General features: G+C 71.4%; 17 protein-coding genes. 7 read left to right on the top strand and 10 right to left on the bottom strand.

Annotated elements, in window-relative coordinates; all coding sequences use genetic code 11:
• The first annotated feature begins 753 nt into the window (after positions 1-753).
• On the top strand, positions 754-1452 hold the full coding sequence (locus F1721_RS13295) for an IclR family transcriptional regulator (protein WP_150066930.1): 699 nt from the start codon (positions 754-756) through the stop codon (positions 1450-1452).
• On the opposite strand, the gene F1721_RS13290 is transcribed toward F1721_RS13295, so the two are convergent.
• The 7 genes from F1721_RS13290 to F1721_RS13260 all read right to left on the bottom strand — a co-directional run bounded on the left by F1721_RS13290 (position 1411) and on the right by F1721_RS13260 (position 10903).
• Positions 1411-2724, bottom strand: a complete 1314-nt coding sequence (locus F1721_RS13290) for an MFS transporter (protein ID WP_150066929.1) — start codon at positions 2722-2724, stop codon at positions 1411-1413. The two genes, F1721_RS13295 and F1721_RS13290, sit on opposite strands and share 42 nt — an antisense overlap.
• Entirely contained in the window at positions 2721-3557 is an 837-nt protein-coding gene (gene fdhD / locus F1721_RS13285) for a formate dehydrogenase accessory sulfurtransferase FdhD (RefSeq protein ID WP_150066928.1), read from the bottom strand. Before fdhD ends, F1721_RS13290 begins: the two co-directional genes overlap by 4 nt.
• Positions 3558-3563: 6 nt before the next feature.
• Positions 3564-3980, bottom strand: coding sequence for a hypothetical protein (locus F1721_RS13280; RefSeq protein ID WP_150066927.1), 417 nt, complete (start codon positions 3978-3980; stop codon positions 3564-3566).
• Positions 3980-5386 carry an Nramp family divalent metal transporter gene (locus tag F1721_RS13275; protein WP_211840453.1) on the bottom strand — a complete coding sequence of 469 codons (1407 nt, stop codon included), beginning with the start codon at positions 5384-5386 and terminating at the stop codon, positions 3980-3982. The genes F1721_RS13280 and F1721_RS13275 overlap by 1 nt, the downstream gene beginning before the upstream one ends.
• A 259-nt stretch (positions 5387-5645) precedes the next feature.
• Entirely contained in the window at positions 5646-7775 is a 2130-nt protein-coding gene (locus F1721_RS13270; protein WP_150066925.1) for an acetate--CoA ligase family protein, read from the bottom strand.
• Between the two features lie 2 nt (positions 7776-7777).
• Positions 7778-9004: a formyl-CoA transferase gene (gene frc / locus F1721_RS13265; RefSeq protein WP_150066924.1), complete on the bottom strand. Its 1227-nt coding sequence runs from the start codon at positions 9002-9004 to the stop codon at positions 7778-7780.
• 207 nt (positions 9005-9211) lie between these two features.
• Positions 9212-10903 carry a thiamine pyrophosphate-binding protein gene (locus F1721_RS13260; protein WP_150066923.1) on the bottom strand — a complete coding sequence of 564 codons (1692 nt, stop codon included), beginning with the start codon at positions 10901-10903 and terminating at the stop codon, positions 9212-9214.
• Positions 10904-11356: 453 nt separating this feature from the next.
• On the opposite strand from F1721_RS13260, the gene F1721_RS13255 reads away from it, so the two are divergent.
• The 4 genes from F1721_RS13255 to F1721_RS13240 all read left to right on the top strand — a co-directional run bounded on the left by F1721_RS13255 (position 11357) and on the right by F1721_RS13240 (position 17351).
• Positions 11357-13264: a molybdopterin oxidoreductase family protein gene (locus F1721_RS13255; RefSeq protein ID WP_150066922.1), complete on the top strand. Its 1908-nt coding sequence runs from the start codon at positions 11357-11359 to the stop codon at positions 13262-13264.
• Between the two features lie 58 nt (positions 13265-13322).
• Positions 13323-15149, top strand: coding sequence for an NAD(P)H-dependent oxidoreductase subunit E (locus F1721_RS13250; RefSeq protein ID WP_150066921.1), 1827 nt, complete (start codon positions 13323-13325; stop codon positions 15147-15149).
• Between the two features lie 139 nt (positions 15150-15288).
• Positions 15289-16224 (top strand): 2Fe-2S iron-sulfur cluster-binding protein, encoded by a 936-nt coding sequence (locus F1721_RS13245; RefSeq protein WP_150066920.1) that lies wholly within the window; start codon positions 15289-15291, stop codon positions 16222-16224.
• A complete protein-coding gene (locus tag F1721_RS13240) occupies positions 16221-17351 on the top strand; it encodes an acyl-CoA dehydrogenase family protein (RefSeq protein ID WP_170301469.1) in 1131 nt (376 codons plus the stop codon). Before F1721_RS13245 ends, F1721_RS13240 begins: the two co-directional genes overlap by 4 nt.
• Here the strand turns inward: F1721_RS13240 and F1721_RS13235 are convergent.
• Genes F1721_RS13235 through F1721_RS13225 form a run of 3 tightly spaced genes read right to left on the bottom strand, consistent with a single transcriptional unit; the run spans position 17309 to position 19487 of the window.
• Positions 17309-17911, bottom strand: a complete 603-nt coding sequence (locus F1721_RS13235; protein ID WP_150066918.1) for a GNAT family N-acetyltransferase — start codon at positions 17909-17911, stop codon at positions 17309-17311. The two genes, F1721_RS13240 and F1721_RS13235, sit on opposite strands and share 43 nt — an antisense overlap.
• 9 nt (positions 17912-17920) lie before the next feature.
• Entirely contained in the window at positions 17921-18754 is an 834-nt protein-coding gene (locus F1721_RS13230) for a phosphotransferase family protein (RefSeq protein WP_150066917.1), read from the bottom strand.
• 46 nt (positions 18755-18800) lie between these two features.
• Positions 18801-19487, bottom strand: coding sequence for a GntR family transcriptional regulator (locus F1721_RS13225; RefSeq protein WP_150066916.1), 687 nt, complete (start codon positions 19485-19487; stop codon positions 18801-18803).
• A 229-nt stretch (positions 19488-19716) separates the two neighbouring features.
• On the opposite strand from F1721_RS13225, the gene F1721_RS13220 reads away from it, so the two are divergent.
• Together F1721_RS13220 and F1721_RS13215 are read left to right on the top strand one after the other, a co-directional pair.
• Entirely contained in the window at positions 19717-20529 is an 813-nt protein-coding gene (locus F1721_RS13220; protein WP_150066915.1) for a hypothetical protein, read from the top strand.
• 94 nt (positions 20530-20623) lie between these two features.
• A complete protein-coding gene (locus tag F1721_RS13215) occupies positions 20624-21577 on the top strand; it encodes a S1C family serine protease (protein ID WP_150066914.1) in 954 nt (317 codons plus the stop codon).
• Positions 21578-21597: the final 20 nt, after the last annotated feature.

The raw sequence follows: 21597 nt of genomic DNA, 5'->3' as shown, positions 1-21597 counted from the left end.
ACCGGGGCAGGCCACGACACGGGGAGACCGGACGCGGACTCGGCCCGCGCGGGCATCCCCGCAGACACGACCACACCCGGTGCGGGGGTCGTGTCCACAGTCGTGGTCATCAGCGGTGTCATGACTCCATTCTCCCAACACTCGAACACAAATTCGAGCACATTATGGTCGCACAATCAGGTGATCAACGACCCGCCAAAACGCGAAAACCATTACGGTAAAACAGTTTTCGAGTCTGATTCGGGATCGCCAGACGGCCAACCAGCGACCGCCCACGTAGGCTCGGACAACAGAGATCAACCCCACGCCGCAGGCGACCTTCACCCACTACCGGGCTCGAAGCGACGGGTCGCGCCCGACCGGAAGCCCGCCGCCACGAAATACCCCGCACCCCAACCTGCCGGTGGCACCGAACGTCGCACGCACAACACCCACACAGTCCCGGCCACCCCGCCAACCGCCACGCAGCCTCACCACACCGGGGTCCGTCCCACACCGGGTCATCCCCGTGACATCAAGCCAAAACCGGGGCTGTGGGCCGGATGTCAAGCCTGAAACCCCGCAGGGGCGGCCGCCAGGCCGGGCTTGACATCCGGACCACAGCCCCCACAATCCCACCAAACACGGGGATGACCCCACCGGACGACACAACCGACAACAAGCAACAACCATCCACCCAACAGCAAGCCAATCACGTACCGCCCCAGGCAGATCAACCAGCAGCCCAACGACGACCCGGCTATGTTCGCCAACATGGTCGAAGGGGCGAAGAACGACGGGGCGAGATCCCAGACGCTGTCCCGCGGAATCAGGGTCCTGGAGGTGCTGGCCACCTCAGACCGACCGCGCACGATAGACGAACTGGCGGCCGACCTCGGAGTCCACCGCTCGATCGTCTACCGGATAGTCCGCACCCTCGAAGACCACCGCCTGGTCGCCCGAGATTCCGCAGGTCGCTGCACGCCGGGTGCGGGCCTAGCCGTCCTGGCGCACGGCGTATCGCGCGATCTGCAGAGCGTCGCGGTCCCCGAGCTCGCCGCAGTGGCCGCGGACCTGCGCATGACGTGCTTCGTGGTCGTGCACGACCACGGCGAGTGCATCACGCTCGCCAGCGTCGAGCCCCGGCGCGCGGCGGGCACTGTCGCCGAACACCCCGGCACCCGCCATCCGCTGGAGCACGGTGCGCCGGGAATCGCATTGCTGACGCTGCTCGGGACGCAGGGCATGGGTGCCGACGTGGCCGAGCGAGTGGAGCAGGCGCGGCAGCAGGGGTACGCGACCAGTCACGACGAAGTGATCCCAGGGCTGTCGTCGCTCGCGGTGCCGATTCCTTCGCGTGCGCCGACCTGCGCGGCGATCGGCGTCGTCTACGTCTCCACCGACCGTTCGCCGACCGAGCTGGCCGAACGGCTACAGATCGCGGCGAACGCGATCGGCGCTCAGATCGGGTGAGGGCAGGGTCTTCGGCAGGCCGGGGCGCCGGAACCATCCACAAAGGACCGCTGCGAGCAGCGACAATGTGGCTGCGGCGAGCAGTGCGACGGGGAATCCGTACTGCGCGGTGACCAGTGCGGCCAGGCCGATGCCGGCCACCCCGCTGGCCGCCTTCGCGCTGTAGACCAGCCCGTGCACCTCGATGCTGCGTTCCCCGAAGTACTCGCGGGCCAAGGCGGCGAACAGCGGGTAGAACGCCCCTCCGCCGATTCCCGCCGCAGTCGCTCCGGCCAGGAGCAGCGAGGTCGAGGCCTGCCCGGCCGCCACCAGCAGCAGGATCTGCCCGATCGCTTGGACGGCCACCACCCAGCGCAGGGTTCGGCGACAGCCGATCCGGTCGGCGATCGGGATCGCCAGCGCGCGGCCCGCGCCGTTGGTCGCGGTGAAGACGGCGACCGCCGGGATGCCCGCGAGCAGAGCCAGGAACGCGGCGTTGAACAGCGAGACGGTCGCGGCGCAGAACAAGCACGCCGCCAGCACGAGCAACGTCGGTGTGCGCAGCGCCTCGGCTGCCGAGAACTCCCGCGCCGCTGGGGGGTTCGGCCTGGTCAGCGCCCATCGGCGTGGATCGACGTGTGCTGGCCACCAGTGCGGCGGCGGGTCGGCCAGCAGCAGGCCGCACCCGAGCACGGCTGCGAGGAGCGCCAGCGCGAAGACGTCCAGCACCACCGCGTTCACCTGTGCGACCAGCAGCGCCAGCACGAACGGGACCGAGCCGTACGCGAAAGCGCCGGTGACGAAGCCGACCCGCGCTGCTGCGCGCTCCGGGAACCACTTGGCCGCAGTCGACGTGCATCCGGCGTAGACCAGCCCGGCACCGACCCCGCCCAACACCGAGTACGCGACGAGCAGGCCAGGTGCGGACGGGGCGTGCGCAAGGCTCAACACCCCGCCCGCACTGAGGAACGCGCCCGCGACCAGCACCGGTCGCGGTCCGATCCGGTTGCGCTGGCGGAGGTGCGCGATCGGCAGTCCGGCACCGGCTTGGCAGACCGTCCACCCCGCCAGCGCCCAGAACAGGCCGTTGCGGTCCAGCCCGGCGTTCAGCAGCCCGGGCACCAGCGCGCCGTAGGAGTACTGCATGGTGCCGACGAGCAGCATCGGCAACCAGCACAGCCACAGCACCGACCCCCGGGAGCGCCCGATGAGCTCGATCGGGTGCTCGCCGAGCCGGTAGCGGCGGCCGTGGTGGTCCCGGACCTCCCGGTTCGGTGTGTGCAGGCCGATCATGGTGCCTCCGCCAGGCCGAGCCGGTGCGCACCGGCGTAGACGTTCATGCTGCTGCCGCGCAGGAATCCGACCAGCGTGAGGCCGGACTCCTCGGCCAGGTCCACCGCCAGCGACGATGGTGCGGAGACCGCCGCGAGCACCGGGATCCCGGCCATCACCGCCTTCTGCACCAGCTCGAACGACGCCCGCCCGCTGACCATGAGCACGCTCCCGGACAACGGCAGCTCGCCTGAGCGCAGCGCCCACCCCACGACCTTGTCCACGGCGTTGTGGCGACCCACGTCCTCGCGCAGGCACCGCAGCGCCCCGTCGAGGCCGAACAGCCCGCTGGCGTGCAGACCACCGGTGCGGTCGAAGACCCGCTGGGCGGCGCGCAACCGGTCCGGGAGCGCGGTCAGCAGGCCCGGATCCAGCTCCGCCGGATCGTCGCGGACCGGCCAGCTCGCCACGGTGCGCACCGCGTCGAGGCTGGCCTTCCCGCACACCCCGCAGGACGAGGTGGTGTAGAAGTTGCGCTGCAACGAGACCTCCGGCAGTGCCACGCCGGGCGCCAGCGCGACGTCGAGCACGTTGTAGGTGTTCGAGCCGTCATCGGTGGCGCCCGCGCAGTAGCGGATGCCCGCGATCTCCCCGGTGCGCCGCACCATCCCCTCGCTGACCAGGAAGCCCGCGGCGAGGTCGAAATCGCTGCCCGGCGTGCGCATGGTGACCGTCAGCGGCCGCCCGCCGAGCCGGATCTCCAGCGGTTCCTCGGTGACGAGCGTGTCCGGGCGGGCCCGCCGCACCCCGTCGCGCAAGGCGACCACCCGTCGCCTGCTGGTAACCCGTCCCACCGCTGATCACCCGCTCCGCCACATCCGCTCCTGCACCCACACGAACCCGATCGCGAAGCCGACGCTGATCAGCGCCTGGTAGGCCAGGAACCCCAGCAGCTGCGGCGGCAGCGCGAACCGACTGTCCAGCACCAGCCGCGTGACGACGTCCTGCACCAGCCTGGCCAGCGGGAACGCGATCAGCCAGTACAGCGCCACCGGGGCGAACGCCCCGCTGCGCAGCACGCCGCGCGCCCGCAGGACGCTGCAGCCGACCCCGAACGCGGCGAGCGGCAGGCCGAGCGCGACCGCGGTGACCGCGGCCCAGCTCACCGGCACGCCGCCGAGCACCGCCAGCGCGTCGGCGAAGAGCGCGCCGACGGTGCCGATCACCAACCCCGGGGTGAGCATCCGCCCGGTCCTCGACTCTCGAATCGGCGACATCAGCTCACGACCACGCCGAACTCGATCAGGCTGTAGAACAGCAAGCCCAGGTAGAACACCGCGCCGAAGCCGATGATCAGGTTGCTCCACCACCTCGGCCGGATCGGGCGCGGCAGCATCCGGTTGTTCACCAGCAGCAGCACGACGCAGTACGCGCCCATCGCGAAGGTGGACAGGAACGCCAGGACGTCCAGGATCGCCCCGGGCCCGTCGGCCGGGCCGAACAGCAGGATCACGATCCCGAACAGGATCACGCCCCACAGGAACGCCGCGTACAGGTGCGACATCCGGAACCGCCGGGCCCCGGGCACGAAGTGGTAGGTCATGTCGGCCTGCCCGCGGGAGAACGAGTCGAACAGCCCGAGCGTGGCGTTGAGCCCGATCAGCGCGATGAACCCGAGGAACACCGAACCCAGCACCGGGCCACCGGCCGAGGTGAAGGAGTCGGCCATCGCGGTCAGCGACGCCTCCCGCTCACCGGACTCGATCAGCCCGCGCACGCCCGGGTTCTCCCGGGCCGCGGACTGCGCCAGCACGGTGAACGAGATGGTCACGAGCATGGTGACGCCCCAGAACAGCAGCAGCGCGTCGAAGGTGACCCACCGCCGCCAGCCCCGCCACTTGCGCAGCTCCTCGGGGTCGTCGGTGTCGAACATGAAGCCGCGGGAGGGCATCGCCTCCTCCTCACCGGCGTGCCGCAGACCGCGGATGCGGGGGATGTGCGCGCCCATCCCGGCGCCCTTGTCCCGCAGGTGCAGCGTGTACCACATCTGCTGCATGCCCGACGGCCCGGCGAAGGCGACCGCCCCCACGACGATCGGGAACCAGGTCGGCGACATCGCGTCGGCGGGGAAGTAGCCGAAGTGGAACATCCCGGTGATGGTGCTGGTCAGGTCGGACAGGTTCCCGACCATCGCGGCCACCACGGCGGTGCCCACCACCAGGAGCCCGATCAGCACCGACAGCACGTTCTCCAGCAGGTTGTAGATCACCTTGGCCAGCGTGAACACCACGCCCACCAGCAGCAGGCCGATGCACGCCGAGACCACCCACGGCACCCCGGTGATCTCCTCCAGGGCCGCGGCCCCGGCCGACAGGTGCCCCGGCCAGATGTAGACGGCGATGGCGGTGATGAAGAAGAACCACATCACCGGTTTGGCCACCCGCGCCGCCCCGGAGAAGATGCTCTCCCCGGTGGCCATCGCGTAGCGGGCCATCTCCAGCATCACCACGGCCTGCAGGGTGACGCCGATCAGGAACAGCCACCGGATCTCCGGGCCGAAGACCAGCACCAGCCGGGGCCACATGTAGGACTCGCCCATGCCGACCCCGAGCGCGACCAGGAACACGGTCGGCCCCAGCAGGTGGATCGACGGCGGCGACTCGGGCAGCTTGCGGATCGGCATCGGTTCCAGCCGACCGGCCCGCCAGACCTTCTCACTCCCTATTACCGGTTCTGCATCTCTCCCCGGCGCCCTTTCAGCATCCACACCAGATCTCCTCGCCCTTCGGGATTCGCTGTGCTCGCACGCGCCCGATCAGGCGCCTCCCCGTTCCGCGCGGGGTGCGCGACGCGAATCCGCGCACCCCGCAGTGGCAAGTGCCCGATCAGGCATTTCGGGTGGTGCTCGGCGTCATCCGGGGCGCGGTGGCCCCCGGGTGGCGTCAGTCGAGGAGTCCGGCCGCCCTGGCCCACTGGTACTTGGCGCCGAGGACGGCGACGGGCTTCTCGGTGGTGTAGGGGTAGGCGACGATGCCGTGGTCGAACAGGTAGTCCGCCGCCTTCTCCACCTCGGTGTCCCCGGCCAGGGACACCACGATCGGTTTGTCCACGCCGTCGGCGCGGGCCTCTTCGGCCACCCGCGCGGCCAGTTCGGCGAACACCATCGGCGGTGTGACGATGGTGTGCCAGTAGCCGAGGATCAGCGCGTGGATGCGCGGGTCGCGCAGCCCGAGCCGGATGGTGGCCTCGTAGGTGCTGGGCGGTTCGCCGCCGGTGATGTCGATCGGGTTGCCCGCGGCGCCGAACGGCGGGATGTAGCGGCGGAACTCCGCGTCCAGGTCCGGCGGGATGTCCATCAGCCGCAGCCCGTTGGCCACGCAGGCGTCCGACAGCAGCACCCCGGAGCCGCCCGCCCCGGTGATGATGACGACGTTCTCGCCCTTCGGGGTGGGCAGGACCGGGATGCCGCGCGCGTACTCCAGCATCTCGTTGAGCCCCGGTGCCCGGACCACCCCGGACTGGCGCAGGATGTCGTCGTAGACCTTGTCGTTTCCGGCCAGTGCGCCGGTGTGCGAGCTGGCCGCCCGGGCGCCCATGTCGGTGCGCCCGGCTTTGAGCACCACCACCGGCTTCTTCTTGGTGACTCGCTCGGCGGCTTCGACGAAGGCCCGGCCGTCCTTGAGGTCCTCCAGGTGCATGGCCACGCAGTGCGTGTTGTCGTCCTGCTCGAAGAACGTCAGCAGGTCGTCCTCGTCCACATCGGACTTGTTGCCGAGCCCGACGATCGCCGACACGCCCATCTTGGTGGTGCGGCTGAAGCCGAGGATGGCCATCCCGATGCCGCCGCTCTGCGAGGTCAGCGCGACCCCGCCGCGCACGTCGTAGGGCGTGCAGAACGTCGCGCACAGGTTCTGCGGCGTGTAGTAGTAGCCGTAGATGTTCGGCCCGAGCAGCCGGATGCCGTGCTTGCGCGCGACGGTGACGACCTCGTCCTGCAGCTCCTGGTTGCCGGTCTCGGCGAAGCCGGAGGGGATGAGCACGGCCGCCGCGACGCCCTTCTGACCGCACTCCTCCAGGGCCGCGGCCACGAACTTCGCAGGCACCGTGAACACCGCGACGTCCACCGGCCCCGGCACGTCGGTGATGCTGCGGTGCGCCGGGCGCCCCAGGATCTCGTCGGCCTTCGGGTTGATCGGGTGGATCTGGCCCGCGTAGCCGCCGTTGATCAGGTTCTTCATCACCGAGTTGCCGATCTTGCCGTCCTCGTTGGACGCGCCGATCACGGCGACGCTGCTCGGGTTCATCAGCCGCTGCATCGCGGCCAGGATCTCCTCCTGCGAGCGCTGCGGAGGTGCTTCGCCCTGCTCGGCGGCCAGCACGATCCGCACGTCCGCGGCGGTGGCCCCGCTGGCGGTGGCGAACACCGGGTTGAGGTCCAGCTCGCTGATCTCCGGGAAGTCGTGCACCAGCTCGGAGACCCGGCGCAGCACGTCGGCCAGCGCTGCCGCGTCGACCGGTTCGGCGCCGCGCGCGCCGCGCAGCACCTCGGCTGCGGCGATGTCGTCGAGCATCGACCGAGCCTGCTCGGCGGAGAGGGGAGCGAGGCGGAAGGTGACGTCCTTGAGCACCTCCACCAGCACCCCGCCGAGCCCGAAGGCGACCACCTTGCCGAACGTCGGGTCGGTGGTCGCGCCGACGATCACCTCCTGGCCGCTGACCATCTGCTGCACCTGGGCACCGGCGATGGCCGGGTTCTCGGTGAAGGCGTGCGCGTTGGCCAGGATCTTCTCGTAGCCGCTGCGCACCTCCGCATCGCCGGAGACGTCCACCAGCACGCAGCCCGCGTCGGTCTTGTGCAGGATGTCCGGGGAGACGATCTTCAGCGCCACCGGCCCGCCGATCTCGCGGGCCAGCGCCACCGCCTCGTCGGCGCTGGTCGCCAGCCCCTCCCCGGCGGTGGGGATGCCGTAGGCGTCGCAGAGCTGCTTGGCCTCGGGCGCGGTGAGCGCGGTGCGGCCCTCCGCCCGGACCGCGTCCAGCACCTCCCGCACGCGGGCTCCGTCGTGTGCCATCCTCAGATCACCCCGTTCGCCTTGAGCTCGGCCAGCTCGGCCTCGTCGATGCCCAGTCGTTCCTGGAAGATCTCGGCCGTGTGCTCGCCGAGCAGCGGGGAGCGGTCCACCCGCACCGGGGAGTCGGACAGCTTGATCGGGCAGCCGACGGTCTTGAACGGGCCGCGCTCCGGGTGGTCGACGGTGACGATCATGTCGTTGTCGGCCAGCGAGGTGTCCTCGATGATCTCCTTGGTGGACAGGATCGGACCGCACGGCACGTTGTGCTCGTTGAGCGCCGCCAGCACCTCCCACTTGTCCAGGCCGAGCGTCCACTCCTCGATCAGGCTGAACATCTTGTCCAACTTGGACAACCGGGCCTCCGGGGTGGCCCAGTCCGGGTCCTCGACCAGCTCCGGTCGGCCGATCAGCCGCGCGATCGGCGCCCAGCCCTGCGGTTGGACGATGACGTAGATGTAGTCGTTGGGCCCGCCCGGCTTGCAGCGCACCGCCCACCCGGGCTGGCCGCCGCCGGAGGCGTTGCCCGACCGCGGCACCTCGTCGCCGAAGTCGGCGTTGGGGTACTCGCGCAGCGGGCCGTGCGCCAGGCGCTGCTGGTCGCGCAGCTTGACCCGGCACAGGTTGAGCACCGCGTGCTGCATCGCCACCGAGACCCGCTGCCCGCGGCCGGTGCGCTCGCGCTGCAGCAGGGCGGCGAGGATCCCGGCCACGGTGTGGATGCCGGTGCCGGAGTCGCCGATCTGCGCCCCGGTGGCCAGCGGCGGCCCGTCCTCCAGGCCGGTGGTGCTCATCGAGCCGCCCATCGCCTGGGCCACCACCTCGTAGGCCTTGAAGTGGGTGTAGGGGCCCTCGCCGAAGCCCTTGATGGAGGCGTAGACCAACCTCGGGTTGATCTCGCGCAGCCGCTCCCACGGGAAGCCCATCCGGTCCACCGTGCCGGGCCCGAAGTTCTCCACCAGCACGTCGGAGTCGGCGACCAGCCGGGTGAAGATCTCCTTGCCGCGCTCGGACTTCATGTTCAACGTGATGCTGCGCTTGTTGCAGTTGAGCATGGTGAAGTACAGGCTGTCGACGTCGTCGAGGTCGCGCAGCTGGCGGCGGGTGATGTCCCCGGTGGGCGCCTCCAGCTTCACCACGTCGGCGCCGAGCCAGGCCAGCACCTGGGTCGCGGACGGCCCGGACTGGACGTGCGTCATGTCCAGCACCCGGACACCCTCCAAAGCGCTCATCTCAAGCACCTCTTCTTCTTTGAAGCGGCGAAGCCGCTTAGCCCACCCTCGCAACTCGCACCGCCGCGGGTTCTCAGAGGTTTTCTCGCGAGGACAGCCCGTTTGCCGTGCATTGGCATGCATGAGAACGGGATCCCGCAGCGAGAAGGCCTCTGAGGTTCCGCTAGCCGCACCGCCACGCAAGGCGAGTCTGGAAACGGTGAATCCTCACTTGTACATGGTCTGGTTCATGGTTCCGGGGGCGTAGACCTCCGGATCGACCCAGACGTTGATCAGGGACGGCTTGCCGGACTCGCGGGCGCGGCGCAGGGCCGGGCCGATCTCGCTCGGGTCGCGGACCTCTTCGCCGTATCCGCCGAGCATCTGGGCGAACTTGCTGTACTCCACGTCGCCGAGGGTGTTGCCGACCCGGCCGCGGTCCGCGCCGTACTTGGCGATCTGGCCGTAGCGGATCTGGTTCATCGAGGAGTTGTTGCCCACGATCCCGACGAAGGGCAGGTCGAAGCGCACCATCGTCTCGAAGTCCCAGCCGGTGAGGCTGAACGCGCCGTCGCCGAACAGGCACACCACCTCCTTGTCGGGGCGGGCGTGCTTGGCGGCCATCGCGAACGGCACGCCGACGCCGAGGGTGCCCAGCGGGCCGGGGTCCATCCAGTGGCCCGGGGCCTTGGGCTGGATGACCTGGCCGGAGAAGGTGACGATGTCGCCGCCGTCGCCGATGTAGATGGAGTCCTCGGTGAGGAACTCGTTGATCTCGTGCACCAGCCGGTACGGGTCGATGGGGGAGGCGTCGGAGTGCTGGCGGGGCAACCGCTTCTCGTAGGCGGTCGTCTCGACCTCGCGCAGCTCCCGGATCCAGGCCTGCCGCTTGCTCGCGCCGTTGTCGAGGCGCCCGGAGGCGGCTTGGGCGAGCGCGGTGAGCACCGCGTCGGCGTCGCCGACGATGCCCAGGTCGATGTCGCGGTTGCGGCCGACCGTGCGGTAGTCGAGGTCGATCTGCACCACGGTGGCGTCGGGGGACAGGCGGCGGCCGTAGCCCATCCGGAAGTCGAACGGGGTGCCCACGATGATGATCAGGTCCGCGTTGGTGAACGCGTAGCGGCGGGCCAGCTGGAAGTGCAGCGGGTCGGCCGGGGGCAGCGTGCCGCGTCCGGCGCCGTTCATGAAGGCGGGCAGGTTGAGCTCGCGCACCAGCTTGACCGCCGAGTCGGTGGCCCGGCAGGTCCAGGTCTGGCTGCCCAGCAGGATGCACGGCTTCTCCGCCTTGACCAGCAGGTCGGCCAGCTTCTCCACCGCGTCCGGGTCGCCCGCCGAGCGGGTGGAGGCGCGGTAGCCGCCGGCCAGCGGGACGCGGGCCTCGGCCACCGGCACCTTCGCGTCGAGGATGTCGCGCGGGATCTCCAGGAACGACGGGCCGGGGGAGCCGTGGAAGCACTCCCGGAACGCCATGGACACCATGTCCGCGACCCGCGCGGTGTGCGGGACGGTGGCCGCGAACTTGGTGATCGGGCTCATCATGTCCACGTGCGGGAGGTCCTGCAGCGACCCCATCTTGTGCTGCGACAGCGCGCCCTGGCCGCCGATGAGCAGCATCGGGCTCTCCGCGCGGAAGGCGTTGGCCACGCCGGTGACCGCGTCGGTGGTGCCCGGCCCGGCGGTGACCACGGCGCAGCCGGGGCGGCCGGTGATGCGGGCGTAGCCGTCGGCGGCGTGCGCGGCGACCTGCTCGTGCCGGACGTCGATGACCTCGATGCCCTCGTCGACGCAGCCGTCGTAGATGTCGATGATGTGCCCGCCGCAGAGGGTGAAGATGGTGTCCACGCCCTCTGCTCGGAGCGCTTTGGCGACCAGGTGACCGCCGGAGATCAGCTCTGCTCGCTCGGGTGATGTCTGGGCCATGAGCGCTCTCATCCTCTCGGAGGGAAAGCCGGTGCCTGCGGTCGGCTCCATACTGCATACCGTATGAGGCAATTCCAGGGATACCGCAGCGGGCGGGCGGTTGTCCATAGCCGGATCAGAGGTGTCCCGCGAACTGTCCTCAGTGGAGGGATCGGCTCGCCCGCGGCGGGGCTTGCCGGAGGAGTGACATACTGTATACTGCATGCTCCGACGGCTGCGGGCGTTGCCGAACTGAGCGGATTCCGCTGGCTGCGGGCCCGCAGCACTGCCGCGGCAATGCCTTCGAACGGCGGATGGCCGGTGGCCGGCCGACCGGCGAGCATGGGACATCCGCGCTGCAAGACCTGGCGGAGGGTCCGCCGCGGTGGTTGGCCCGGCTGCCCGGCACGCCGGGCGGCGGTTCCGCGCGACATCGCCGCGGACCTGCGCGATCTCCGAATCGAGGAGGCAGCAATGAGCTACACGCGGTTGACCGAGCCTCTCGTGCGCGACGGCAGCGGGCTGCGCCCCGCGTCGTGGGAGGAAGCCCTGGACCGGGCCGCCGAGGGGATCGCGCGGACCGTCGAGACCCGCGGGCCCGACGCCTTCGGCGTGTTCTCCTGCGCCCGCTCCACCAACGAGATGAACTACGTGGCGCAGAAGTTCGCCCGCGCGGTCATCGGCACCAACAACGTCGACTCCTGCAACCGCACCTGCCACGCGCCGAGCGTGGCGGGCCTGGCGCAGGTCTTCGGAAGCGGCGGCGGCACCTCGTCCTACCAGGAGATCGAGGCGGCCGACGTCATCGTGATGTGGGGCTCCAACGCCCGCGAGGCGCACCCGATCTTCTTCCACCACGTGCTCAAGGCGGTGCACAACGGCGCCAAGCTGTACGTGGTCGATCCCCGGCGCACCAGCACCGCCAAGTGGGCGCACCGGTGGCTGCAGCTCAACGTCGGCACCGACATCGCCCTGGCGCACGCCATCGGCCGGGAGATCATCTGCTCCGGGCTGGTCAACCGGTCGTTCATCGACCGCGCGACCAGCGGTTTCGAGGCCTACGCCGCCGAGGTCGAGCAGTGGACGCCGGAGGTCGCCGCGCTGGAGACCGGTGTGCCCGCCGAGCTCATCGAGGAACTCGCGCACGCCTACGCCCGCGCCGACCGCGCGCAGCTGTGCTGGACGCTCGGCATCACCGAGCACCACAACGGCACCGACAACGTGCTGTCGCTGATCAACCTCTCGCTGCTGACCGGGCACGTCGGGCGCTACGGCGCCGGGCTGAACCCGTTGCGCGGGCAGAACAACGTGCAGGGCGGCGGCGACATGGGCGCGATCCCCAACCGGCTGCCGGGGTTCCAGGACATCCTGCTGCCGGAGGTGCGGGCCAAGTTCGACGCCGCGTGGGGATCGAAGATCCAGCCCCGCTACGGCTGGCACCTGACGCAGATGTTCGAGGCCATGGACCGCGGTGAGCTCACCGCGGTCTACGCCATCGGGGAGAACCCGGTGCAGTCCGAGGCCGACTCCGGCCGCACCCTCAAGCGGATGCAGAACCTGGAACACCTGGTGGTGCAGGACATCTTCCTGACCAAGACCGCGCAGCAGGCGCACGTGGTGCTGCCCGCCGCGGCGGCCTGGTGCGAGAGCGAGGGCACCTTCACCAACAGCGAGCGGCGCGTCCAGCGGGTGCGCAAGGCGCTGGAGCCGCCGGGCGGCGCGCGCGACGACATCGACATCATCTGCGACATCGCGCGGCGGCTGGGCCACGACTGGTACTACGAATCGGCCGAGCAGGTGTGGGACGAGATGCGCGCGCTGTCGCCGATGCACCGCGGGATGAGCTACCAGCGGCTGGCCGAGCTCGGCGGCATCCAGTGGCCGTGCTACTCCGAGGACGAGCTGGAGCCGACCTACCTGCACGCCCGGCTGTGGGCGGAGGACCCGGCCGAGCGCGGCGAGCCCGCGGGGTTCGCGCCGGTGCGGCACAGCCCGCCGGTCGACGAGCTCAGCGAGGAGTACCCGCTGCGCCTGACCACCGGACGGCGGCTGGACTCCTACAACACCGGCGTGCAGTCGGGCGGGCTCAGCTCGCCGATGCGGCGCGGGGAGACCATCGACCTCTCGCCCGCGGACACCGAAGCGCTCGGCGTGGTGGCGGGGGAGAAGGTGCAGATCTCGTCGCGGCGCGGCTCGATCGTGGCGCCGGTGCGGCTGGACGAGGGCCTGCGACCGGGGCTGGCGTTCATGACCTTCCACTTCCCGGACGAGGTGGACGTCAACCTGATCACCATCGAGGCCACCGACCCGGTGGCGGGCACCGCCGAGTACAAGGCCTCGGCGATCCGCATCGACAAGCTCCCCGCCGAATCGGCCGTCTGAGGCGGGGATGCGGTCAGTTCCGTGATGTGACGGCGGGTCTCGGGCGCGAGGAGGCGCTGTGGATCTGCACTTGCTCAACGCCACGCCGACGGACGTCGAGAGGGCCGCGGTGGACGCGCTGCTCGGGCCGCCGGGCGGCAACGGACACGGTCCGCGCCACGGGCGCGACCAGCTGCTCCCCGCGCTGCACGCGGTCAACGACCGGGTGGGCTGGATCAGCCAGGGCGCGTTGAACCACATCTGCGAGCGGCTGTCCATCCCGCCAGCCGAGGCCTACGGCGTGGCCAGCTTCTACGCGCTGTTCGCGCTGCGACCGCGGCCGCCGCGCGTGGTGCACGTCTGCGACGACCTGGCCTGCCGGGCCGGTGGGTCGGCACAGCTGTGCGCGGCGCTGGAGTCCGGGGTGGGGCGCGCGGGTCAAGCGAACGGCGACGTGATGTGGCTGCGCAGCCCGTGTCTGGGGGTGTGCGAGCGCGCTCCCGCCGTGCTGGCGTTCCAGGCCGGTGATCCGGCGCGGACGCAGCTGCTGGCACCGGCCGACCGGGAGTCCACAGTGGAGGTCACCGCGAGCGGTCCGGTCGACGGGGACCACGAGCCACCGGTGCGCGACTCGGTGCCGCAGGCCGGTGACCCCTCGCTGCGGCTGCTGCGGCGGATCGGCGTGGTCGATCCGGAGAGCCTCGACGACTACCGGGCGCACGGCGGCTACCTCGCGCTGCGCCGGGCGCTGGAGATCGGCGCGGCCGAGGTCGTCCGGCAGGTCAGCGACGCGCGGTTGACCGGGCGCGGCGGCGCCGCGTTCCCGACCGGCCGCAAGTGGGCGGCCACCGCCGGGCAGCCCGCCCAGCCGCACTACCTGGTGTGCAACGCCGACGAGAGCGAGCCCGGCACCTTCAAGGACCGCGTGGTCATGGAGGGCGATCCGTTCGCGGTCGTGGAAGCCATGACCATCGCCGGGTTCGCCACCGGCTGCCGCCGCGGCTACCTCTACATCCGCGGCGAGTACCCGCGGGCGGTGCGCCGGTTGCAGAACGCGATCGACCGGGCGCGCGAGCGCGGTCTGCTGGGCCGCAGCATCCTCGGCCGGGAGGACTTCGACTTCGACGTCGAGATCCGCCGCGGTGCGGGCGCCTACATCTGCGGCGAGGAGACCGCGATCTTCAACTCCATCGAGGGCTACCGCGGCGAGCCGCGCAGCAAACCGCCGTTCCCGGTGGAGCAGGGCCTGTTCGGCAAGCCCACGGTGGTCAACAACGTCGAGACGCTGATCAACGTGCCGCTGATCCTCACCGGCGGCGGCGCGGAGTACGCCCGCACCGGCACCGCGGACTCCACCGGCACCCGGCTGTTCTGCCTGTCCGGCAACGTCCGGCGGCCCGGCGTGTACGAGGTCCCCTTCGGCACCACGCTGCGGCAGCTGCTCGACCTCGCCGGTGGTGTCGAGGAGGGACGGCAGCTGCGGGCGGTGCTGCTCGGCGGCGCGGCGGGCGGGTTCGTCAACCCCGACCAGCTCGACCTGCCGCTGAGCCTGGAGGCGGTGCGGGAAGCCGGGACCACGCTGGGGTCGGGGGTTGTGCTCGTCTTCGACGACACCGCCGACCTGCCCGCGCTGCTGCTGCGCATCGCCGCGTTCTTCCGGGACGAGTCCTGCGGCCAGTGCGTGCCGTGCCGGGTGGGTACGGTGCGGCAGGAGGAAGCGCTGCAGCGGCTCGTGCGCAACCGCGGCGACACCGCCGACGAGCTGGCCCTGTTGCGCGAAGTCGGCCGGGCGATGCGCGATTCCTCCATTTGCGGGCTGGGGCAGACCGCCTGGAACGCGGTGGAATCAGCGGTGGACCGGCTCGGCGCTTTCACCGGCCCCGCCCACCCGGGCGGGCTCCGGTGACCCGCGCACGTGGACATCCCCAGTCCTGCCCAACCGCACCTCAGGGGACCGTGGCGCAACTCAGCCACAAGAACCCTCGAAACGCGAGATCAATCCCCAACGCAACCACCACTGTGAATCGCGGAGAGGCGGAACAGACGTGACAACGGTTGATCTCGGACTTCCGCGCCGACTGGTCGAATTCACGCTGGACGACCGGGCGGTCAGCGTGCCGGAGGGCGCGACGATCCTCGAGGCGTGCACCGCGCTGGGCATCGAGGTGCCGACGCTGTGCTGGGGCGACACGCTTCGCCCGCGCAACGCCTGCCGGATGTGCATGGTCGAGGTCGAGGGCTCGCGCACCCTGGTGCCCGCCTGCTCCCGGCAGGTCACCGACGGGATGGTGGTGCGCACCGACTCCGAGCGCACCCGGCACAGCCGCAAGCTCGTGCTGGAACTGCTGGGTTCCTCCGCCGACCTGTCGAGCACGCCGAAGGTCGCGGACTGGATGGCCGAGTACGGCGCGGACCCAGAGCGGTTCGGCCCGCCCGCAGCACCGGCGGAGGACCGCGACGAGCGGCAGCCGGGCGAGCACGAACCACCGGACGGATCGGTCGCGGCCACCGTGCACCAGCCCGCCAAGGTCGACAACGACCTCTACGTCCGCGACTACGGCAAGTGCATCCTGTGCTACAAGTGCGTGGACGCCTGCGGGGAGCAGTGGCAGAACACCTTCGCGATCGCGGTGGCCGGTCGCGGCTTCGACGCGCGGATCTCCACCGAGTTCGCCAGCCCGCTGCCGGAGTCGGCGTGCGTGTACTGCGGCAACTGCATCGAGGTGTGCCCGACCGGGGCGTTGAGCTTCAAGACGGAGTTCGACATGCGCGCCGCGGGCACCTGGGACGAGTCGAGGCAGCAGCAGACCACCACGGTGTGCACCTACTGCGGTGTCGGCTGCAACGTCACGCTGCACACCCAGGACAACGAGATCGTGCGGGTGACCTCGCCGCACGACAGCTCGGTGGGGCACGGGAACCTGTGCATCAAGGGCCGGTTCGGCTGGCAGCACGTCCAGAGCCGGAAGCCGCGGTCGTGACCGGGCGGGCGGGCAACCACCTCAGCGGTCTCGACCGCGTCCTGCGCACGGTCGCCGAACCGGCCGCGCGCGACGCCGACGACCTGGGTCGGTTTCCCCGCCCGACGATCAACGCCCTCGGCCGGGCGGGACTGCTGGGCCTGACGCTGCCGACCCGGTGCGGCGGAGGCGGGCACGGCCTGGCCGAAGCGGTCCAGGTCGTCGCGCAGGTGGCGCGCGTCTGCGGCTCGACGGCGGCGGTGCTGCAGGCGCACTACGCCGCAGCGGCGGTGCTGGCCAAGTACGCGCCGCCGGAGGTGCTGCGCGAGATCGCTGCGGGCCGCCACTTGAGCACTCTCGCGCTGGCGGAGGGCGGGCGGCCGTTCGCACCCGCCGGGCAGCCGCGAGAGCACGGCGGTGTGGTGGACCTGCACGCCCGCAAGAACTGGGTGACGTCCGCGGGCGAGGCCGACAGCTACGTCTGGTCCAGCCGCGCGGTGGGGACGTCCGGTGCCAGCACGCTGTGGCTGGTTCCGGCTGCCGCGCCGGGCATGTGCGTCCCGGCGAACTCCGACGGCGTCGGCCTGCGGGGCAGCGCGGCGGCCACGATCACCGCAGATCCGGTGCAGGTGCCCGCTTCTGCGGTGCTCGGTGCCGACGGCGGTGGCGTGGAGATCGTGCTGACCACGCTCCTGCCGTGGCTGTGCGCGTTGAACGCGGCGCTGGCGCTGGGGCTGATGGAGTCGGTGGTGCAGCGGTCGGTGGAGTGCGTCAACGGCCCGCAGCCGTCTTGGGCGCGCTGGCAGGACCCGCCGCCCCGGCAGCCGGAAGTGCGGGCGGACCTGGCGCGGATGCAGACCAAGCTCGACGTGGTGCGGCTGCTGCTCTCCGACGCGGTGCGGGCGGCCTGGCAGCAGCCGACCGAAGCGCAGCGGCGGCTGCTGCAGCTGCGGGCCACGGCGGGGGAGAGCGCGGTTCAGGTCGCCGAGCTCGGCATGAAGGTCTGCGGCCAGTTCGCCTTCCGCAAGGACTTCGGCATCGAGCGCCGGTTCCGCGACGCGCACACCGCCACCTACGGCCAGCTCCCCGCCGACACGGCGCTGGACTACCTCGGCCGGACCCTCTGCGACCTGCCGCTGCTGGCCTGAGCCGCGGTCGCGTTCCACTCGCGCTGGAGCATCGCGTAGACGAACTCCTCGCGCCAGGAACCCCGGACGAACCTGCTGTCGATGAAGTGCGCTTCGCGGCGCATCCCGAGGCGTTCCACCAGCTTGGCCGAGGCGAGGTTGTGCGCCGAGCAGCGGGCGATGATGCGGTGCAGGTCCAGCCCCTCGAACCCGAGCCGCAGCAGCGCCCGCGCCGCCTCGGTGGCCAGGCCCTGGCCCTGGAAGTCGGGGTTGAACACGTAGCCGATCTCGCCCTGCCGGTCCTCCCGGCTGAGGCAGACGAGCTCCACCTGGCCCACGACCTGCCCGGTCTCCGGCAGGACCGCGGCCAGGCTCAGGCAGTCGCCGTCCTCGGTCAGCGCCCGCTCCCGCGCCATCTGCTCGACCGCCGCTTCGACCTGCGCGCGGTCGCGGGCCTCCCACAGCAGGTGCTGGGTGACGTCCGGCCGCCGCTGGTAGGACCACACGTCGTCGACGTCTTCGAGGGTGAAGGGGCGCAGCACCAACCGGTCGGTGGTGATGGGGGCGGCAACGGTGAACACGGGCCGACCCTATCCAGGTTTCCAGGCGCGGCCGAGCTGGTCGCGCAGCAGCGGCTCCGGGCTGTCGTCGGTGCCGTTGAGCCGGTCGTCCAGCCGGATCAGCGTGTCGCAGCGGGCGAAGAGGAGGCCTCGGGCGCTCGTGTCGGCGTGGTATCCCGCGCGCTCGGCGATGCGCGCGGCCGCGGCGGCTCCGACGGAGATGGCCAGCCCGGCGATGTCGGTCGCCGGATCGCCGAGCGCGGCGTCGGTCCAGTCCAGCACGCCGGAGATCGACCCGTGCTCGTCGACCAGCAGGTGCTCGCCCTTCAGATCGGCGTGCAGCAGGACCGCCTCGCGGGCCGGGTCGACCTCCTCCAGCACGAACTCGCCCCGGAGCTGGCCGTTCGCGGCGAGGCGGTCGGCGGCGGAGCGGGCGGTGCGCAGCAGTTCCGGCACGTCGCGCACCGGAGCGGTCGGCAGGTCGGCCGGGACATCGGTCGAGCGCAGCCCGGCCAGCATCGCGGCGAGGTCCCGCTCACCGGAGGCACCCACCGGTCGCAGCTCGGCGGAGGTGCCGGGCAGCCGTTCGTCGACGGTGAAGCTCAGTCCGGGCGCCCACTCCCCGCTGGCGGCCGAGCGGGGAACGGGGACGCCGATCCGGTCGCGGAGCAGATCGCGCAGCGCGAGTTCGCGCCGCTGCCGCCGGCTCGCCTCGGGATCCGGGGCCAGGCGCACCACGTGGTGCTCGCCGAAGAACCACGAGAGGTGCTCGCCGCCCTCGTCGATCGGGCGCAGCGCCCCGGTCAGCGCCAGCGCGTCGGTGACCAGCGCTGTCACCTGCTCCGCGGTCGGGCTGCTCGTCATGGCCGTGATCGTCGCAGCGGGACTTCCTCGCGGTCCACCGGATTTCTCAGCTCTCGGCGTTCTGCGCCAGGTAGGTCTCGCGGGTGTGCTCGGTGTGCTCGCGCATCAGCTGCGCCGCGCGGTCGGCGTCCTTCTTGCCGATCGCGTCGATCAGGGCGGAGTGCTCGTCCCACGACTTCTTGCCGCGCGACTTGGCCACCGGGGTGTGGTACCAGCGGACCCGGCGGTTGATCTGCGCCACCAGCTCGTTGAGCACCTTGTTGCCGGACATCTCGGTGATCCGGGCGTGCAGCTCGGCGTTGGCCGCCACCACGGCTTCGACGTCGTCGGCCTTGAGCGCCTGCACGCCGCGCTTGTAGATCTGCTTGAGCTCGGCGATGCCCTTCTTGGTCGAGTTCAGCGCGGCCAGCCGGGCCGACTCGGCCTCCAGCAGGGTGCGCACGCCCAGCAGCTGGTCGGCCTCCTCGGGGGTGGGGCTGTGCACGAACGCGCCGTAGCCGGGGCGCAGGTCCACCCACTCGTCCTTCTTCAGCCACTGCAGCGCCTCGCGCACCGGCTGGCGGGACACCCCGAGCAGTTCGGCCAGCTCCTTCTCCACCAGGTGCTGGCCCGGCTTGAGCTCCCCGCTGATGATCAGCTCCAGGATGGCCTCGTAGACGGTGTCCCGGAGCGGGACCGGGCGCGAGACCTGGCGCGCGGCGAGGCCCTGCGGCAGTTTCGAGGTCAGCGACATGCTCAACTCCGGCATCGGTCGGGGCGCGGGTGTTTTGCCCGATGGTTTTAGCATACAGTATGTCAGTGCGATCCGGATGACCATCCACAGAGGACGCCCGCTGCGCCGAACGGATGGATCGCCCTGGGGCCGCTGGACATCCTCGACCAGGCGGGTCTAGAACGGCAGTGCGGGGCCGACGTCGGCCATCGGGGGGCCGATCGCTCCCGAACCGGAGGCGCTTGTGGGCGTGCCTGCGATTTCCTGGTTCGCGGCGGTGGGAGTCCTGCTGGCTCTCGTCGCCTGGGATCTGACCGCCGCCGGTCGGGACCGGCCGTTGCGCCGCTGCGCGCTGATCATCGCCGCCCAGCTCCTGGTGGCCGTGCTGTTCGGCGCAGCGCTGCTCAGCACCAGCGGGGCCGACGTCGCGGCGAGGTTCTTCGCCGGGTGGGGGACGTCGCTGGCGTCGACGGTCGACCTGCTGGTCGTGCTGCTCTCGGTCGCAGCGGGGACGCCCGAGTGGGGCCGGGTCATCGCGGTCGTCGTGGTCGTCGGGGTGCTGGCCCGCGGCACGATGGCATTCGGCGAACCCGGAACGCTCGTGGTCGGTTCCACCTCGGTCCTGCTGGGCGCTGCGGTCCTCTGGGGTGCGTGGCAGGCGTTCCGCCGCGAAGGCTCTCCGCCCCGCGCAGCGAGCGCGCACCTGGTTCTTGGCACGGGTGTGCTCGCCGCGGCGGTGCTCGGTCTGATGTCGGCCTCCGCCGCGCACGCGGTGACCGGTTCCGGGCCCTTGGCGCTGGTGGCCGGAGTGCTCGCCCTGGTCGGCTTCCAGCACGTGTTCGGCCTGGTGCGGGGCCTGCTCGCGCGGATGCCGGACGCCCCGGTCGGGCTGGCCGTGGTGCTGGTGTTCATCGGGGTGAAATCGGTGCTGGCGGGGCTGGCCGGAACCGGCCCGGTGCACGACGCGCAGGTCGTGCTGCTGACGCTCGGCGTGCTCGCCGCAGTCGCCGCGCTGGGCGCCATCACCGCAGCGCGTGCTCCTCGTGAGCGGGAGCGGTCGTGAGCACCACCGGCTAAGCCGAGGGCGAACGGGGCCCGGGAATCCGGCGGTGCTGCGCGGCGTTCCGGCAGGTACACCACTCCGGTTGGAGGTCGTGATGGCCGGGACTCCGCACGATCCTTTCGACGCCCTGGACGGCTACTCCCGCACCGTGGCCCAGGTCGCCCGCACGATCACGCCCAGCGTGGCCAGCCTGCACTCGGCTGGCGAGTGGGGCGAGGGGACCGGGTCGGCGGTGGTGTTCACCGACGACGGATACCTGCTCACCAACGCGCACGTCGTCGGCCGGGCCGACGGCGGCACCGCGCGCTTCGCCGACGGTTCCGACGCGCCGTTCTCCGTGGTCGGCGCCGACCCGCTGTCGGACCTGGCGGTGGTGCGCGCGGTGGGCGAGACGCCGCCCCCGGTGCAGCTGGGCGACAGCGACCGGCTGGTGGTCGGCCAGCTCGTGGTCGCGGTCGGCAACCCGCTCGGGCTCGCCGGGTCGGTCACCGCGGGCGTGGTCAGCGGGCTCGGCCGGTCGCTGCCCGCGCGCAGCGGCCAAGCCGCCCGGATCATCGAGGACGTCATCCAGACCGACGCCGCGCTCAACCCCGGCAACTCCGGTGGGGCGCTGGCCGACTCGCGCGGCGTCGTGGTGGGGATCAACACCGCGGTCGCCGGAGTGGGGCTCGGGCTGGCGATCCCGATCAACGCCACCACCCGCCGCATCATCGACTCGCTGGTCCGGCACGGCCGGGTCCGCCGCGCCTACCTGGGGCTGGTGACCACCCCGGCGCCGCTGCCCGACGAGCTGGTCGAGCGCACCGGTCAGCAGACCGGGCTGCGCGTGGTGGACGTGGTCCGGCACAGCCCCGCCGCGCGGGCCGGGCTGCACCGCGGCGACCTCGTGCTCACCGCGGGCGGTCACCCGGTGCGCGACGCCCAGGGCCTGCAGCGGCTGATGTTCGCCGAAGCCATCGGCCGCCCGCTGCAGATCACCGTGACCCGCAACGGAGCGCTCGTCGACGTGATCACCGAGCCCGTGGAGCTGCTGGACAGCCCGCGCTGAGCCCGCCGTCTAGAGTCGGG

This window comes from Saccharopolyspora hirsuta (assembly GCF_008630535.1).
Lineage (GTDB): Bacteria > Actinomycetota > Actinomycetes > Mycobacteriales > Pseudonocardiaceae > Saccharopolyspora > Saccharopolyspora hirsuta.
Note: the sequence above shows the minus strand (reverse complement) of the source record. Positions and strands in the feature narration are given on the sequence as shown.

Excerpts from the sequence above, each read along its gene's own strand:
- F1721_RS13295 (WP_150066930.1), top strand. The coding sequence starts at position 754 with ATGGTCGAAGGGGCGAAGAACGACGGGGCGAGATCCCAGACGCTGTCC.
- F1721_RS13290 (WP_150066929.1), bottom strand. The coding sequence starts at position 2,724 with ATGATCGGCCTGCACACACCGAACCGGGAGGTCCGGGACCACCACGGC.
- F1721_RS13280 (WP_150066927.1), bottom strand. The coding sequence starts at position 3,980 with ATGTCGCCGATTCGAGAGTCGAGGACCGGGCGGATGCTCACCCCGGGG.
- F1721_RS13275 (WP_211840453.1), bottom strand. The coding sequence starts at position 5,386 with ATGCCGATCCGCAAGCTGCCCGAGTCGCCGCCGTCGATCCACCTGCTG.
- F1721_RS13270 (WP_150066925.1), bottom strand. The coding sequence starts at position 7,775 with ATGGCACACGACGGAGCCCGCGTGCGGGAGGTGCTGGACGCGGTCCGG.
- frc (WP_150066924.1), bottom strand. The coding sequence starts at position 9,004 with ATGAGCGCTTTGGAGGGTGTCCGGGTGCTGGACATGACGCACGTCCAG.
- F1721_RS13260 (WP_150066923.1), bottom strand. The coding sequence starts at position 10,903 with ATGGCCCAGACATCACCCGAGCGAGCAGAGCTGATCTCCGGCGGTCAC.
- F1721_RS13255 (WP_150066922.1), top strand. The coding sequence starts at position 11,357 with ATGAGCTACACGCGGTTGACCGAGCCTCTCGTGCGCGACGGCAGCGGG.
- F1721_RS13230 (WP_150066917.1), bottom strand. The coding sequence starts at position 18,754 with ATGACGAGCAGCCCGACCGCGGAGCAGGTGACAGCGCTGGTCACCGAC.
- F1721_RS13225 (WP_150066916.1), bottom strand. The coding sequence starts at position 19,487 with ATGTCGCTGACCTCGAAACTGCCGCAGGGCCTCGCCGCGCGCCAGGTC.
- F1721_RS13215 (WP_150066914.1), top strand. The coding sequence starts at position 20,624 with ATGGCCGGGACTCCGCACGATCCTTTCGACGCCCTGGACGGCTACTCC.